General features: G+C 50.6%; 11 protein-coding genes. 9 read left to right on the forward strand and 2 right to left on the reverse strand.

What is annotated here, in order from left to right; genetic code table 11:
• Window positions 1–11 precede the first annotated feature (11 nt).
• Complete coding sequence (locus tag BM412_RS00930; protein ID WP_091212600.1) at window positions 12–1,211, reverse strand: RluA family pseudouridine synthase; 1,200 nt, start codon at window positions 1,209–1,211, stop codon at window positions 12–14.
• 1,757 nt (window positions 1,212–2,968) lie between these two features.
• Window positions 2,969–3,802 (reverse strand): phytanoyl-CoA dioxygenase family protein, encoded by an 834-nt coding sequence (locus tag BM412_RS00940; RefSeq protein WP_091212605.1) that lies wholly within the window; start codon window positions 3,800–3,802, stop codon window positions 2,969–2,971.
• 146 nt (window positions 3,803–3,948) lie between these two features.
• On the opposite strand from BM412_RS00940, the gene BM412_RS00945 reads away from it, so the two are divergent.
• The 9 genes from BM412_RS00945 to BM412_RS00985 all read left to right on the forward strand — a co-directional run bounded on the left by BM412_RS00945 (window position 3,949) and on the right by BM412_RS00985 (window position 16,772).
• Entirely contained in the window at window positions 3,949–4,830 is an 882-nt protein-coding gene (locus BM412_RS00945; protein ID WP_091212608.1) for a helix-turn-helix transcriptional regulator, read from the forward strand.
• 150 nt (window positions 4,831–4,980) lie between these two features.
• Window positions 4,981–6,579 (forward strand): stalk domain-containing protein, encoded by a 1,599-nt coding sequence (locus BM412_RS00950; protein ID WP_091212611.1) that lies wholly within the window; start codon window positions 4,981–4,983, stop codon window positions 6,577–6,579.
• Between the two features lie 150 nt (window positions 6,580–6,729).
• Window positions 6,730–8,535: a B12-binding domain-containing radical SAM protein gene (locus BM412_RS00955; RefSeq protein WP_091212613.1), complete on the forward strand. Its 1,806-nt coding sequence runs from the start codon at window positions 6,730–6,732 to the stop codon at window positions 8,533–8,535.
• A gap of 68 nt (window positions 8,536–8,603) precedes the next feature.
• The gene (mgrA, locus tag BM412_RS00960; RefSeq protein WP_091212616.1) at window positions 8,604–9,596 is read left to right on the forward strand and encodes an L-glyceraldehyde 3-phosphate reductase; all 993 of its coding nucleotides are present in this window, start codon (window positions 8,604–8,606) and stop codon (window positions 9,594–9,596) included.
• Window positions 9,597–9,928: 332 nt separating this feature from the next.
• A complete protein-coding gene (locus tag BM412_RS00965; protein WP_091212617.1) occupies window positions 9,929–10,699 on the forward strand; it encodes a class I SAM-dependent methyltransferase in 771 nt (256 codons plus the stop codon).
• 91 nt (window positions 10,700–10,790) lie between these two features.
• Complete coding sequence (locus BM412_RS00970; protein WP_091212620.1) at window positions 10,791–12,188, forward strand: response regulator transcription factor; 1,398 nt, start codon at window positions 10,791–10,793, stop codon at window positions 12,186–12,188.
• Window positions 12,185–13,915 (forward strand): cache domain-containing sensor histidine kinase, encoded by a 1,731-nt coding sequence (locus tag BM412_RS00975; protein ID WP_091212623.1) that lies wholly within the window; start codon window positions 12,185–12,187, stop codon window positions 13,913–13,915. Before BM412_RS00970 ends, BM412_RS00975 begins: the two co-directional genes overlap by 4 nt.
• A 184-nt stretch (window positions 13,916–14,099) precedes the next feature.
• Entirely contained in the window at window positions 14,100–15,809 is a 1,710-nt protein-coding gene (locus tag BM412_RS00980) for a type 2 periplasmic-binding domain-containing protein (RefSeq protein ID WP_091212625.1), read from the forward strand.
• 72 nt (window positions 15,810–15,881) lie between these two features.
• Entirely contained in the window at window positions 15,882–16,772 is an 891-nt protein-coding gene (locus tag BM412_RS00985) for an ABC transporter permease (RefSeq protein ID WP_091212628.1), read from the forward strand.
• Window positions 16,773–16,774 lie beyond the last annotated feature (2 nt).

Consider the following 16,774-nt stretch of genomic DNA (forward strand, 5'->3'; position numbering starts at 1 on the left):
GCTGCCTCCTTTTATTTGGGAATGAAGCCGTCCTTGAACGGATTCAAGAAGAGCTTCGGAATATCGGTTTCGAAGCGAACCAGCTTGCCGGTCGACGGATGCAAGAAAGCTAAGAGCCGCGCATGGAGGCCAAGGCGAGGAATGGCTCTGGATTTGGAACCATACTTCTTATCGCCGACAATCGGATGTCCGATGTCTTCCATGTGGACGCGGATTTGATTTTTGCGGCCGGTTTCGAGCGATACCTCGAGCAGGGAGTAGTTCCGGTTGCTCTGCAGCACTTTGTAATGCGTTACGGCGTGCTGGGCGTCGGTCGGATTGGAGGTGGAGTACATTTTGAGCGTCTTGCTCTCTTTGAGATACGACGAAATGGTGCCTTCCTGCTTCTTGACTTGTCCTTCGACGAGCGCGATGTAAGTGCGTTCTTTCACCGTGTCCTGCCAAGTATTCTGCAACTCTTGCTGTACGTGCTCGCTCTTAGCGAACATCATGACGCCGGAAGTGTCGCGGTCAAGGCGATGGACAACGAAGATTCGATTGCTTGGATCCGTCAGGCGGACATGTGCGGTTAGCTGGCGATAAGCCGTCAGCTCCGACTCTTGATCGGAGGCGATGGACAGCAGGCCTGCTTCCTTCACCACGACGATGAGATCATCATCCTCAAAAAGAATCGACAGCCCAATCAGCGGTGGCGCTTCGACGATGCGCTCTTTGGAGACGGTCACCGTTTGCCCAGGCTTCAACGCATAGTTGAACACCTTCTGCGTCTTGCCGTCTACCGCGATTTGGCCGCGGCTCAGCATCGCCTTGATGGCGTTGCGGCCTTCGCCTTTTACGCTTTGCAGCAAAAACGCCAGCAGCTCGGCGTTTTCTTGCACGGGGTAGCTGCGGCTCGGCGCCGGCGCAGCTTGGCGCGGCGCTGCCGCCGCTCTGGCGGCACCGGCGTTGCCGCGCGCGCCGCGCGAGTCTGCGGCGAAGCCGGGCTTGCCGCGCGAAGCGGAAGCGCTGCGCGAGTCTGCGGCGAAGCCGGTTTTGCCGCGCGAAGCGGAAGCGCTGCGCGAGTCTGCGGCGAAGCCGGGCTTGCTGTGCGAAGCGGATGTGCCTGCGGAATAGCGCGATGCTCCCGATCCGGATTTACCGAATGCCGCGGACTGCCTGTTTCCGGCATTCGATTTTTGTTTAGGCGATCTTGGTTGTTGCTTGTTATCCATCTATAAACGCTCCTAGTACGAATTGTATATTCATTTTACTATACCGAAAGAAACGCGGTCATACAAATAAAGCATTGCCCGCGTGGACGATTCCTGTGCGAAGTGTCGTCTAGGATGCTCGAAATGGTTGATCGTATGAGTGAGTTCGCAGAAATGGGATGCTGATATCGGATATAACGCTAGATAGCAACCAAACGAGGTCGAAGTGGAGCACATTTGCGGCAATGCCGCTAAAGATGCTGCACAATCGCCGAAAATAGACTAAATAGCCGTTCTGGAGGGATATAAGCTGATATACCGCTTATATTAACCAAACGAGGTCGAATGGAGCACATAAGTGGCAATACCGCTAAAGATGCTGCACAATCGCCGAAACTAGACTAAATATGCCGTTCCGGAGGGCTTAAGCGGATATACCGCTTATATCAAACAAACGAGGTCGAAGTGGAGCAGATAAGTGGCAATACCGCTAAAGATGCTGCACAATCGCCGAAACTAGACTAAATATGCCGTTCCGGAGGGCTTAAGCGGATATACCGCTTATATCAAACAAACGAGGTCGAAGTGGAGCATATAAGTGGCTATACCGCTCTCAATGTGGACCGCGCAGTCATAGTAGCTAGAAATAACCAGACTCTGAGCACACCTACTATCTCAATAGCCATTGTCCGAGCCTGAGAGTGGGAAAATCCGACTCTCTGATGCAAAATCGCAGAAAAACGAAGTCGAGAGTCGGGAAAACCGACTCTCAGAGTACGTTAAACCTCAAACTACCTATCGTTCGATCCTGAGAGTAGGGAAATCCGACTCTCAGTGGCGAGATCACAGAAAAACGAAGCTGAGAGTCGGAAAAACCGACTCTCAGCACCCGAAACCGCCCCGGATCAGCCACGGCGGGAGGCGAGAGTTCCAAAATGGAACTCCCAGCACCCGAAACCGCCCCGGATCAGCCACGGCGGGAGGCGAGAGTTCCAAAATGGAACTCTCAGCACATGAAACCGCCCCAAATCGGCTACGGCGGAAGCTGAGAGTATCAAATTCGCACTCTCAGTACACGAAACGGCCCCGGATCGGCTACGGCGAGAAGCGAGAGTTCCAAAATGGAACTCTCAGCACACGAAACGGCCCCGGATCGGCTACGGCGAAAAGCGGGAGTACCAAAATGGAACTCTCAGCACACGAAACCGCCCCAGATCGGCTACGGCGGAAGGTGAGAGTATCAAAATCGTACTCTCAGTACACGAAACGGCCCCGGATCGGCTACGGCGAGAAGCGAGAGTTCCAAAATGGAACTCTCAGCACACGAAACCGCCCCAGATCGGCTACGGCGGAAGGTGAGAGTACCAAAATGGAACTCTCAGCACACGAAACCGCCCCAGATCGGCTACGGCGGAAGGTGAAAGTTCCAAAATGGAACTCTCAGCACACGAAACCGCCCCAGATCGGCTACGGCGGAAGGTGAGAGTGCCAAAATGGAACTCTCAGCACCCGAAACCGCCCCGGATCAGCCACGGCGGGATGCGAGAGTTCCAAAATGGAACTCTCAGCACACGAAACCGCCCCGAATCGGCTACGGCGAGAGGCGAGAGTACCAAAATGGTACTCTCAGCACACGAAACCGCCCAGGATCGGCTACGGTGGAAGGTAAGAGTACCCAAATCGCACTCTCAGCACATGAAACCGCCCCAGCTCTCGCCCCGCCCCCGCCGCAGGCGACACAAAAAAACCGAGGCGCACAGCGCCTCGGTTCCCATCTTTTAAACCTCTACCCCTTGCCTCCGGTATACCTCCGGAAAATGCTCACCGACCAGCAGCTCGCCCGGCTGGACGTTCACATAAGAGAGCATGACATGCTCGCCGACGGGCTCGTAGCGGGTGTGGCCCGGCATATAATGAACCGCGATGGCGCGGCGTTTCATGTCGGAGCGGTTATGCGGGCTGCCGTGCCAGGTCAGGCAGTGGTGGTAGCCCACTTGGCCTTTCTTGATTTCGAAAGGCACCGCTTCGACGACGGCGTTGTTCGGCAGCATCTCCGGACGCTTGTGGAACGGCTTGAAATCCTTCGTGCTGGAGAGGTATCGCTGGTGGTTACCCCATTTGTGGCTGCCCGGCACCATCCACATGCAGCCGTTCTCGATGACAGCATCATCAAGCGCGACCCAGGCACTCACAAGATCGGCAGGCTGGATGATCGGCCACAGCGGATGATCCTGATGCCACGCAGTCGGCCCGCCGGTAACCGGAGGCTTATATTGAATCTGATCATGCCAGATACGCAACGAATTGGTATGCGACAGCTGTGCAACCTCCTCGCAGATGACCGGATGAGCGGCATGCTGCAAGAACCGATCACTCGCGAGCCAAATATTCACGATTTGCACGACTTTCTCGCTCGCGATCATTTTCATATTGTCGTAAGGGGAGTCCGATGATAGCATGTTGTGGTTCAGAACCGGCTTTTTCACCGTTTCGCCACTCATGACTTTATCCAATTCTTCGCGCAGCGCCTCAACCTCCGAATCGCTGAGCACGACGTCGCCTTTCAGAAACCCGTTGTTTTCAAATTCCGTGATTTGTGCTTGACTTAACATAGAATGATTCCTCCCTGACTCCTGGTTAGTTGCTTTTCCTTCACTGCTATGTGCTAAGCATAAGGCATATTGAAAGCGGTGTATTTACACATACACAACAGGGCTTTGCACTTTTCAAATATTGTGATGAAGGAGTCGATCCCCATATGTCGCTGCCGCATTCCGATTACTTGATCGGGGCGATCGAAGATCTGCTGCCTACCGTTAATTTCGCAAGTCATGCCGAAGCAGATCCGCAAATGGTGTTTGGCCCCCGAATAATACCGGACTACCAGCTGTTCTACATCCTCTCTGGAGAAGCTGAAGTGCGTATCGGATCAGAACGCTGCATCCTGGGACCGGGAGACAGCGCGCTGTATGGCCCCCATTGTCCACATAAGCTGACGATAGCCAGTGAGGTCGTCTTTATCGGCATCCATTTTACCTACCGCGGTCCATCATTGGAGCCCGTGCATCCGGCCTTTTCGATAGAGAGCTGCAGTGAGGAGACGCTTCTGTCCAGCAGACGAAGCAGCTACAAGCTCGAAATTGCAGGCCAGGACGAGCTGGAGCTGCCGCCTTTCTTCACCATACCGGGGCTTGAACCCATCATGATGCGGATTGTAAAAGAGTACCTAAACGAACAGCCCGGCTACACGATCGTCATGCGCGCACTCATGACGGAGCTGCTGGCGGTTATCGTTCGGAACCAACTGACGAAACGTCCAAAATCGCAAGAGCAGCGCAAGATCGACCCGGCCCTGCATGCCATAAATAAAGAACCGGAGAAGAACTGGAGCGTCGCCGAGCTTGCCGCGCTATGCGGCTACCATGTCATCTACTTCTCCTCACTATTCCGGAAATGCACCGGCGAGAGCCCGAAGCAGTATCTCATCTCCGAGCGGATTCGTAAGGCCAAATACTACTTGTTAAGCGGAGACAAGATGGAGGTTATTGCGGAACGGCTGGGCTATGCGAGCGTTCATTATTTTTCGCGGAACTTCAAGGAGGAGACGGGACTTACGCCGACGGAGTTCAAGCAGCAGTAGCACTATGATTTTCAAGCTTCAGTAGTACCATGTTTTTCAAGCAGCACCATGGTTTTCTAGCATCTAGCAAATGGCATTTGATAGACAAAATAGAGGGTGGATGATACGATAGTTTGATGTAAGATTTAGGGATTATTGGAGGAAACACGCGTGAGTCTGACTATGAAATTGAAGCAAAAATGGCTCTTATCCGTCTTATCCGCAGGACTTGTATTAGCACCATTCTCCATGAACGTGAACGTGAATACAGCTGAAGCCGCAACAAGCTTCGCGACAAGCTCCACAGCCGGCTCAGCAGCAAACCCGGCAGCCTATGCCGCAGCCGCTGCTAAATCGACCCAGACCACTTCCGTCCTCGTAGACGGGAAGAAGCTGGCGATCAGCCCCTCGCCGCTCGCGTTGAAGGGAACGACTTTCGTTCCGATGCGGGCGATCTTTACGGCGTTAAAGGCGAGTGTAACGTGGGAACCAACGACCAAGACCATTATTGCTGTTAAGGGACGCACTACGATTTCCCTGCAGCTTGGCAATAAGAAAGCCATCAAGAATGGCAAAACGATCCTGCTGTCGCAAGCGCCGCAGCAGTTGAACGGCGCTACGATGGTGCCGCTTCGTTTCATCGCAGAGGCGCTTGGAGCCGATGTGCAGTTCGATCAGGCGAAGCATGTAATCCGCATCACGTCAGCCGAGGCCATCGAACAGAAGCTGGAGGCGGACGAGCAAGCAGCGCAAGAGAAACACCCGGTTCTCATGACAACCAAACAAATCGTCGCGAAGAACGATGATAAAGTCGTGATGATCATGACGGACACTGCGCAAGGCAGCGGCGTCGTCATTGGGAAAGATGAGATTTTGACCAATTATCATGTCATCGCGGATGCGACTAAAGGAAGCGCGCTGCTGCTGAACGGTACGGAGCTGGAGATTCAAGGCGTTGTCGGCTACAACGAGAATTACGATCTGGCTATCGTGAAGACGAAGACGGCGCTTAAGGTTGATCCCGTTGATATCGGTGTCGGCGCATCCAAAGGGGATCATGTCGTAGCGATCGGCAGTCCGCTGGGTCTGCAAAATACGATCTCTGACGGCGTCATCAGCAACATTACCTTTGATGGCGCGCAATATTATCAAATCAGTGTGCCAATCGATCATGGCAGCTCCGGCGGCGGTTTGTTTAATGACTACGGCGAGCTGATCGGGATTACGGCTGCAGGTATTGATACCACGCAGGCGGATTTGAATTTCGCGGTCTCCTCTATGAATATCTTAATGTTGAAATACGATTTGGAAGAAACGCCGCCGAAGACGATCGAATTTCTGCCTCCTACCCTTCCGAAAACGCTGGTAGGAGAATCAACGGATACGATTAAGAAGCTGATCAAGGATGAGTTTGCGGAGCTGCAAACCACAGGCGGCACAACCGAGCTTGGTCAAGTGGACGTGAAACGGGATGCGCAAGGATGGCTCGTTGTTACTGCCGTGATCGATCCGGCGATTTATATGCAGTTCGGTCATGCATCCAGCGAAGATTTGCGCACTTGGGCACTGAACACCGGCTACGAGCTGCGCCGTATGCTCCCGGATGACACGATTCAACTGCTCGTGTATTACGATCAAGAGTTTAGCTTCGAGCCGCGCGGCTTCGCGCCGGATGAAGTGACCGCGCTTGGCAACGGCAAATGGCGCGTGAAATTCCCTGTCATTTCGTACCAAGGCAAAGATAAAGTATTCGTCAGCGTCCGCGCATAGCGGATGGAGCAGTCCGGTTGGCCAGGCAGAATGCGTATGCAGTCGCCGAGCCATAGGGGCTGCTCTTCTTTTTTGAGTTGATTTTCGTTACAATGGGATAGTTAAGCTAGTCTGGGTTCATATTCAAGCAAATGAAGGAATGACGTTCAAATGAAAGTAGTGCTCTCCACTTTAAACGCTAAATATATACACACCTCGCTCGCGCTGCGCTGTTTGAAGGCATACGCCGAGAAGGATTTTGATATCGATATCGCGGAGTTTACGATTAAAGACCCTGCGATGAACATCGTCGCTGACTTATTTGCCCGCAACCCCGATGTTGTGGGCTTCTCCTGCTATATTTGGAACATTGAAGAGACGATTACGGTCATCGACATGCTGCGGAAAATCAAACCCGAGATCCGCATCGTCCTCGGTGGTCCGGAAGTGAGCTACGACACGGCGTTCTGGTTGGAGCGTCTGCCACAGGTCGACTATATCGTCGTTGGGGAAGGGGAAGAGACTTTCCACCACTTGCTTACGGAGCTTGCGGATACGCGCAAATTCCATCTGGTGTTTGGCCTTGCCTATCGGAAGGAACACCAAGATGGCCGGCTGGAGATTATCGTGAATCCGCCTCGGCCGAAGCTTGATCTGGCGACACTGCCTTCGCCGCATCGTTTCGAGGAGGATGTGCCGCGACTGGCAAGCCGCGTCGTCTATTTCGAGACAAGCCGCGGCTGTCCGTTCAGCTGCCAGTTCTGCTTGTCGAGCATCGAGGTCGGCGTCCGCTACTTCGATATGGAGCGCACCAAATCGGATCTGCTCTACCTGATCAATGCCGGCGCGAAGCTCATTAAATTCGTCGACCGCACGTTCAATATTAAGCGTGATTACGCGCTGGAGATATTCCGTTTTCTCATTGAGAATCACGGCGGCTGCGTCTTCCAGTTTGAAATCACGGCGGATATCATGCGTCCGGAAGTGCTGGATTACTTAGCGGAGCACGCGCCGCCGGGCATCTTCCGCTTCGAGATCGGCGTGCAATCGACCAATGATCTGACGAACGAAGCCGTACAGCGCCGTCAGAATTTTGTGAAGCTGACGCGGACGGTGATGAAGGTCAAGGAAAGCGGCAAAATCGACCAGCATCTCGATTTGATCGCCGGCTTGCCGCATGAGAACTACGATTCGTTCCGCAAGACGTTCAACGACGTGTTTGAGCTGCGTCCGGAGGAGTTGCAGCTCGGGTTCCTGAAAATGCTGCGAGGCACTGGCATGCGGCTTGATGCGGAGAAGCACGGCTATATTTATATGGACCGTGCGCCATACGAAATTCTCGGCAATGACATCATGCCGTTCTCGGACATCGTTCGGATCAAACGCGTAGAGGACGTGCTCGAGAAATACTGGAATGCGCATCGGATGGATCATACGCTGCTTTATCTGGTGGAGCGGGCATTCCCGTCGGCCTTCGACTTCTTCCAGCAGTTCGGCGATTATTGGGAAAGCCGCGGCTGGCAGAAGATCGGTCATCAGCTGGAGGATCTATTCTCGCGGCTGTGGGCGTTTCTTACGGAAGCCCATGCGAAGGATGAGGCTGCAACTTGGCAGCTTGATGTTGCACTGGGGCTGATGAAGCTCGATTACTTCTTGAATCACAACTACAAGCCGCGCAAAGTGTGGTGGGAGTTCAGCATGGAGAAAGCAGAGTGGAGCGGCTGGATGCAGCGTCTTGCTGAGCGTCCCGGGGACGTATCGGAAGAATTCGCCGCGATGGGGCTTGGCGAGAAAGAGCTTCAGAAGCATGCCGTCATCGAGAGATTGCCGTTCCAATTAAAGCGGTATTTGGAAGAAGGCGTCGTTTCGATGGAAGAAGAAACGCTGCTCGTTGTCATTTACAGCGGAGGCGGCAAAGGCGATTCCCGGTCGCCTGAATTCTTTACCCAATCGCTGGTTCCTTCCAGCTTAACTTGAGCCGGTCTGGTATATGGTGTAAACTCTAAGAGGTTTTATATAATCCGGACTACTAAGGAGCAATGAACATGGTATATGCAGCTAATCAAGAGCGTTATGCAACGATGAAGTACAACCGTTGCGGACGTACGGGCCTTAAACTGCCTGCGATCTCGTTAGGGCTTTGGCATAATTTCGGCGGCGTGGACAAGTATGAGAACGGCCGCGCGATGCTTCACCGTGCTTTCGATTTGGGCATTACGCATTTTGACTTGGCGAACAACTACGGTCCTCCGGCAGGATCCGCAGAAGAAATGTTCGGCCAAATCATGCGCTCGGACTTTAAACCGTACCGCGACGAAATGATCATCTCCTCCAAAGCCGGTTATTATATGTGGCCGGGCCCATACGGCGAGTGGGGCTCCCGCAAGTATCTGATTGCCAGCTTGGAGCAAAGCTTGAAACGGATGAACCTCGAGTATGTCGATATTTTCTACTCGCACCGTCCGGATCCGGAAACGCCGCTTGAAGAAACAATGGGCGCGCTGGATCACATGGTGCGTTCCGGCAAAGCGCTTTATGTCGGCATCTCCAGCTACAGTGCAGAGCAAACGGCGCAAGCCATCGCGATCATGAAGCAGCTGGGCACGCCGCTTGTCATTCATCAGCCGAGCTATAACATGTTCGACCGCTGGGTGGAGAACGGTTTGCAGGATGTGCTGGAAGAGAACGGCGTAGGCAGCATCGCGTTCTGCCCGCTGGCACAAGGATTGCTGACGAACAAATATCTGAACGGGATTCCAAGCGATTCGCGCGCGGCAAGCTCAACAGGCTTCCTGAGCGAAAGCGCAGTGTCACCGGAGCGCGTAGCTCAACTGCAGAAGCTCAATGCCATTGCAGCAGAACGCGGACAGTCGCTGGCTCAGATGTCCCTGGCATGGGTGCTTCGCGGCGGACGCGTCACTTCGGCTCTGATCGGCGCAAGCCGCGTCAGCCAAATCGAAGACAACGTTGCAGCGCTGAACAATCTTTCGTTTACGAGCGAAGAGCTGGCTAGCATCGAAGCTATTCTTAGCCGCTAATCACATCTACAAGAAGCCTTGGAGGCATGCCTCCGAGGCTTTTCTTTTTGACAGGATCAAAATAGTGCCAATATAATGATTAATAATTCTGAGTACTCTACTAGAGGTGGGTAAAATGATATATAATTTTGATCAATTCATGGATCGCCGGTGCAAGCACTGGATCAAATCCAAGCCGCTGTTGATTCGCTGCATCAAGTAGCATTTGATCGGAGTAAATAGCTTTTGATCTATATCTTATAACGTTTTATGTAGTATACATGATTGCACTTTATCACTATAATTAGGTCCAACTCATTGAAAATGACGAATACCAATAGGTGGTGTGTATATTGGATGATTCTGTATTAGACTTTTATGATAACCTGGCTGAGGCGTATCACCTCATTTTCGTGGATTGGAATCAGGCTATTGCCAGACAAGGTGAGGTTTTAAGCAAAATCATTCATGCAAAGCTGGCAGATCCGGACCAAGCGGGGTACTCGCTCTTAGACTGCTCTTGCGGGATCGGCACACAAGCCATTGGGCTTGCTAATCACGGATTTCAAGTATCGGGCACTGATTTAAGTTCCGTTTCGATAGAAAGAGCAACAAAAGAGGCAGCAGCTTTCGGGGTTGAAATAAACTTTGGGGTCGCTGATTTTCGTTCGTTGGCACAAGAGGTATCAGGTACGTTTGATGTCGTTATTTCCGCAGACAATGCAGTCCCGCACCTCCTGACGGATGAAGATTTATATCTCGCTCTAAGCAATATGTACGCGAAAGTTAAGAATGACGGCGTTCTTCTGATCACCATCAGGGATTACGATGAGCTGGCGAAGGAAAAGCCCAGAGCTACAGAGCCGCGCGTTTTCGACCAGGGCAAGCGTATTGTATTTCAGGTTTGGGATTGGGCAGATGATGGGACAACCTATCGGACGAACCAGTTTATTCTGCAAGAAATAAACGGAAATTGGATAACGAAGCATAATAAAACAACGTACAGAGCTATATTGCGTGAAGAATTAACTGCCATGTTGATGAAAGCGGGATTCTCGGAAATCGAGTGGTTGATGCCATCCGAATCAGGGTATTATCAGCCTGTAGTAACGGCGCGTAAATAGAGCGAAGTCTATAGTGTACTGAGGGAGTTACGGAAGCCGCCTGTTCATAAGGCGGCTTTTCTATGGATACCAGCAAAAGGGGGGAGTTTTAATGATTACAGCACTCGTCGTGGACGATGAGAAACTAGCCAGGAAGGGCTTTATTTCGATCGTACCTTGGGAGCAATTCGAGATTGAAATCATTGGTGAAGCGGTCAATGGAAAAATAGCGCTCGAGTTTATGCGGCAGCATCAGGTTGATCTTATTTTTATAGATTTGACTATGCCGGTTATGAACGGCATTGAGCTTATGAAAGCCATTCGGGAGCAATTTCACCAGACCAGGATGGTTGTGCTTACTTGCCATCAGGACTTTGACTACATTCAAGAGGCACTGCGCTTAGGCGCATTGGATTATATCGTAAAGACGCAGCTCGACACAGAGAAGATCGAAGAAATCATCGGCAGGATCTTGGACCGTATTGAACACGAAAGCGCAGGCTCGTATCGTAAGGAGAAACCGGGAGGCCAGCATTTTGGACTGTTGGTTGACGTGGCTGCTGCCGGCACGCCGCATCAACGTGCATTCCCCGCCGAGATCAACAGATCCGAGCATGTCCTTGATGTAAGCAGCGGCATGTGGCTGTTCCGCAAGGAGCATCAAGAAATGGACAGCGTCACCCGGCAATATATAACCAGTCATGAGAATTGGCTATGGGCGGATATTGAAGGCGCAAGTCTGGAGTCGATTCAGGCAATCAGCAAAGCAGTCCATTCCGAAGCACTCAAGCAAATCTATTATGACTTTCAGCCTGGTCAGAAATTCGGGTTCATTTCCTTAAACATACCGGCTTTGGACGAGACGAAACATTCGAATGACTGGGACAAGCTATATCGCAATTGGAGAGAGATGAACTGGATTTATGAGGATGAAGCGTTCCAAGCGATTCTTATTGAAATCGCCGATTTAAGACCCAATCGCGATACGATCAAGAAGCTGATCGATGAGCACCTTGCCCTTTGGTTTTCGGTATTAAGCGAGGATGGTTTTGGAGACCTGTTGGCAGATAAAGATGGGCTTTACTTCTGGCATCAAACCTCGGCGTGGCTCACGGCTTTACGAGAAGCTCTTCGCTATAGAACGGGAGCGTTACCGTACTCTACAGATATTATCATCCTTGTTATGAAGGCCATTCGTCTTATCCATGAAAGCAGCGACTATGATTTTAATCGCGATGAATTGGCGGCAAAGTTCTTAATGAGCGGCAGTTATTTCAGCCGGTGCTTTAAAGATATCGTAGGGAAGCCTTATAGCGAGTACACCAAACATTTGCGTTTGGAGAAGTCAGTCGCCTTGATCGAGTCCACGCTGCTGCCGATCTACACCATTGCCGAAAAAACGGGTTTTCAGGATGAAAAGTATTTTAGCCGTGTCTTCTTCAAACAGTTCGGGAGAAATCCGCTGGATCATCGAAAACAGTTCGGGAAGAAAAGCGGGAGGACATTGTGAACGCACCTATACCCAAACTGCGAAGAGCAAGATCGCTCAAAAATAAACTCATTCTCATCCTGCTGCTCAGCGCATTCATTCCGTTAGCTCTGTTAGGATGGGTATCGTATCTGTCCATTGAGGAAATCACGAGCAAGAAAATTGAAAGCGGTTTATTCAACTCGCTCAACCAGGGCAGCTACAACTTGAACAGCACGCTGAATAATATGGATTACGCATCGCTGCAGCTCACCAATGAAGGCAACGTCGGTCAGAAATTGACGGATTATTTGACGACGGAGAGCATTTATCAGCAATTGGAGCTGAGTCAAGATATCCAGCAGAACCTGAACCTGGTTAACTTTACGAACCCCAATCTTGGCGTTATGTTTTATTATTTTCCAAGAAATAAAGAGGTCAAGTTTGAGAATTTGGTTGTAGATCGTAATTTCAGCTTCGATAAGCTGCCTCGTCTGGCAGCCGGGAAAGCCGTGACCTTCTACGGGCCGCATGAGACGCTGTATCGTTACGGAATGAAGAAGATTGTATTCTCTTTGGTAAGGCCCGTGTATTTAACGGGAGAAAACCAAGTGTATTTGTACGTGGAGATGAATAATAAATTGTTCGAGCAAATCATGGACAAGCAGCAATATGGCATGAAGGCTTCGAATGTATTGATCAACGATCAAGGAAGCATCGTTTACAGCGATTTTCCGGAGAAGTATCAGGTTGGGCAACCATTTGCAGTCGCCGGCACAGGCGGCACGTTTAAAGAGAGGCAAGGGGATTATTATCTGTTCGGCCAGCATAATGAGCAGGGCTGGACGCTGATGGTGGTCATCGCGAAACAAGATTTTGAGAAGGAATTCCATAAATGGCTGGTCAAATATATCCTGATTGGTTCCGGCAGCCTGTTCGTCAGTCTGTTGTTTGCTTATGTGCTGTGGCGAACGGTTTATCGTCCCCTGAAGAAGGTCGGCCATGACATTCAACTGCTGGCCAGCAGCAAATTCGATTCGCCGGTTAGCTACACCAACATTAAAGAATTTGATATTGTCATGCAAAAATCCTATCAGATGCGAACCCGGATTCAGGATCTGATCGGCGATATCGAGCTGAGAGAAACGAACAAGCGGCAATTAGAGGTGGAGAAGCTGCTGTATCAAATCAACCCGCACTTTATTCACAACACCTTAAATACGATCCAATGGCTTGCCCGCATGAAGGGTCAAACGGAGATCGACCAGTTTGTATCGGTCTTTACCCGCATTCTTCACTACAACCTTGGAAAAAAAGGAGAAATCGTGCCGCTCCGAGATGAACTGGCAGCCATACATGACTATATCGCGCTGCAGCGTGTCAGGTACGATTGCGAGTTCCAGGTCGTTGCCGACATTGAGGAGGGGCTGCTCGATACGGACGTCCCCCGCTTCATTCTGCAGCCGATCGTTGAAAATGCGCTCTATCACGGCCTAAGCGACGAGAATGGAAAAATAACGCTCGACATTCATAAAGTCAGCGATCATTACTTGATCATCGAAGTCATCGATAACGGCGAAGGGATGACAGCGGACGAGATCGCCAAAGTCATGCTGGAAGAGAAAAATCCGCTGCGGGACTCCGGTCTTGGCATAGGGCTCGATTATGTCAAGAGAGTCATTCAAGCCCATTACGGCGATGACTGCCTATTCTCCATAGACAGCCGGATCGGGCAAGGAACGACGGTAACGTTGAAGATCCCTTTTTAGCGCATTGGGAGCAAGAAGGGTGTGAAAATGGTTACTGCAGGTGAGAAAATGAGATTATCGGCGATGATCCTCAGCGAATGAAGAACCAAATTCTAACCAGCAACAGCAGGCTTCTCTCACTTTATTTGCCCTGCCAAAGGTAAGATAAAGACGTAGTGATATAGATCTTCAAGGGGGCTGAAAGATGAAGGGCAATAGCAAATGGGCAGCACTCAGTTTAGTATCGTTAATGCTTTTGGTAAGCGCTTGCGGGGGCAATAACGGGAATAACACTAGCAACTCAGCAGGCAGTGAGAATACCAACACAGCCAATTCCTCAACGAATGCCGAGGCGGATACAGCAACGAATACGGCGCCTGACGCAGCACAGCCAGACCCGTTCGGTAAATTCGATCAACCTATTTCACTTTCCATTGCGAAAGCGATTAACTCCAAAAATGTCACCTTCCAAAACGGCGATACGGTTGAAGACAACGAGTTCACTCGCTGGGTCGATAAGAAATTGAATGTGAAGGTGACGCATGCATGGCAGGTGGAAACGCCTGAAGCTTACGAGCAGAAGCTGGGTGTATCCATGGCGAGCCGAGATTTGCCGGATGCGTTCCTCGTGAATGAGCAGCAGCTCAAGCAGCTCGTAGCAGCCGATCTTATTGAAGATTTGACGGACGCTTATAACAACAACATCAGCCCGCTCATGAAAGGCTACTACGATTCCTATGGCGAACGCGTGCTAGACAGAGCGACCTTTGACGGCAAATTGATGGCTCTTCCAAATACGAATATCGGTCAGCAATACAATATTATGTGGGTTCGCCAGGACTGGCTGGACAAATATAACTTGCAAGCGCCCAAGACAGTTGACGAGCTGATGTCGGTAGCTAAAACATTTATCGATAACGATGCTGCCGGCAATGGTAAAACGCTTGGCATTAGTGGAGTTCCTTCGCTTGCCGGCTGGAATAACTTCTCCGGCTTCGACCCCATTATGAGCACATTCCACGCGTTTAAAGGCCAATGGCTGAAGGACGCTTCTGACAACGTCGTGTACAGCTCGACATTGCCTGAAATGAAGACGGCACTCGGCAAATTGAGCGAAATGTATAAGCAAGGCTTAATCGACAAAGAGTTCGCGATCCGTAAAGATCCGGCTGAAGTTGTAGCGAACAACCAAGTCGGTATCGTCTTTGGACCATGGTGGATTTCCTACTGGCCGCTGAACGACTCGGTCAAGAATGATCCGAAAGCGGAATGGAAGCCGTTTATCGCTCCTCTTGATAGCGAAGGCAAGTTCAATTCGGTTGACCAGGATCCAACAGGTCAATACCTTGTCGTAAGAAAAGGCTATGAGCATCCGGAAGCGGTTGTACGCGTACTGAATGTGGAATATAACGGGATTCGTAAGATTGACCCGGAGGCGGCTGATCTGTATAAGGATCAACCTGCTGTTCAGCAGAAATGGGAGCTGTGGCCATTCTCGCTTCAAGTTGGCCCGGAAACTACGGTATATGATACGCATGCACAAGCTCAAGCTGCCGTAGACGCAAAAGATGATTCGACATTGGATACGGAGCTTAAAGGCTGGTACAAGGATTACTTTACCAATCAAGCTAATCCGAAGAAGGATATAGCCGCTTGGGCCAACGCTACAGCAAGATTCGAAGGCGCCAAGCTTATGAATGCCGACAATGTCGTATTCTCTAATAACCTGTACTTCGGAAAAACAAAGTCGATGCAAACGAAGTGGTCCATTCTGGAGAAGCTCGAGAACGAAACCTTCCTGAAGATCATTATGGGCGAGCAGCCTCTAGACAGCTTCGATAAGTTTGTAGAACAGTGGAATACGCTTGGCGGTAAACGTATTAGCGAAGAAGTGAAAGAAGAAATAACCAAATAGTAAGATGGGGAAGCGCCAATGCGATATGCTGGCGCTTCCCTTATATCATTCCATAGGATAGGTGGAACACCGATGATATCGAAGAAATGGCTGCTAAACTATCACCTGATGCTGCTTCCGGGCATCGTGCTGCTCATCATTTTCAGTACGATTCCACTGTTTGGTACCGTTATTGCGTTTCAGGATTTTATACCGGGTATTCCGATCTTTGAGCAGACATGGGTCGGATTGGATAACTTTACATTCATGCTTCAGCTTCCGGGCAGTAGACAGGTGTTCATCAATACATTGGTTATCGCTTCCATGAAGATTGTTCTGGGCATTATTATTCCAATTACGTTCGCTTTGCTGCTGCATGAAATTCGAGCGCGTGCGTTCAAACGGTTAGTTCAAACTATCGTATATTTGCCGCACTTTATGTCCTGGGTTATTCTATCCGGCATACTGATTGCGATGCTATCTATAGACGGAATCGTCAACCAGATTACCGGATTTTTTCACATGGAGCCTATTATGTTCCTCGCCAGCAATCATTATTTTCGTCATATTATCGTATGGAGCGATGTGCTGAAGGAATTTGGTTTTAGCGCTGTTGTCTATTTGGCTGCGCTTGCAGGCATTAATCCGTCGCTCTATGAAGCAGCTGAGATCGATGGCGCATCAAGGTTCCGCAAGCTATGGCATGTCACGATTCCCGGCATTATGCCCACAATCGTGCTGCTATCGACGCTTAGCCTTGGCAATATTTTGAACGCCGGCTTCGATCAAGTGTTTAATCTGTACAATCCGCTCGTTTACTCGTCCGGCGATATTATCGATACGTACGTATACCGCATGGGCCTTGTGGATCAACAATACGGTCTGGCCACCTCTGTCGGGCTGATGAAGTCTGTGATCGCTATCATATTGATCGCGCTCTCTAATAAAATGGCCGACAAATTTGCTAACTATCGCATCTTCTAAGA

The organism is Paenibacillus sp. BC26, from assembly GCF_900116125.1.
GTDB classification, from domain to species: Bacteria; Bacillota; Bacilli; order Paenibacillales; family Paenibacillaceae; genus Paenibacillus_Z; species Paenibacillus_Z lignilyticus.

Excerpts from the sequence above, each read along its gene's own strand:
- BM412_RS00930 (WP_091212600.1), bottom strand. The coding sequence starts at position 1,211 with ATGGATAACAAGCAACAACCAAGATCGCCTAAACAAAAATCGAATGCC.
- BM412_RS00940 (WP_091212605.1), bottom strand. The coding sequence starts at position 3,802 with ATGTTAAGTCAAGCACAAATCACGGAATTTGAAAACAACGGGTTTCTG.
- BM412_RS00945 (WP_091212608.1), top strand. The coding sequence starts at position 3,949 with ATGTCGCTGCCGCATTCCGATTACTTGATCGGGGCGATCGAAGATCTG.
- BM412_RS00955 (WP_091212613.1), top strand. The coding sequence starts at position 6,730 with ATGAAAGTAGTGCTCTCCACTTTAAACGCTAAATATATACACACCTCG.
- mgrA (WP_091212616.1), top strand. The coding sequence starts at position 8,604 with ATGGTATATGCAGCTAATCAAGAGCGTTATGCAACGATGAAGTACAAC.
- BM412_RS00970 (WP_091212620.1), top strand. The coding sequence starts at position 10,791 with ATGATTACAGCACTCGTCGTGGACGATGAGAAACTAGCCAGGAAGGGC.
- BM412_RS00980 (WP_091212625.1), top strand. The coding sequence starts at position 14,100 with ATGAAGGGCAATAGCAAATGGGCAGCACTCAGTTTAGTATCGTTAATG.
- BM412_RS00985 (WP_091212628.1), top strand. The coding sequence starts at position 15,882 with ATGATATCGAAGAAATGGCTGCTAAACTATCACCTGATGCTGCTTCCG.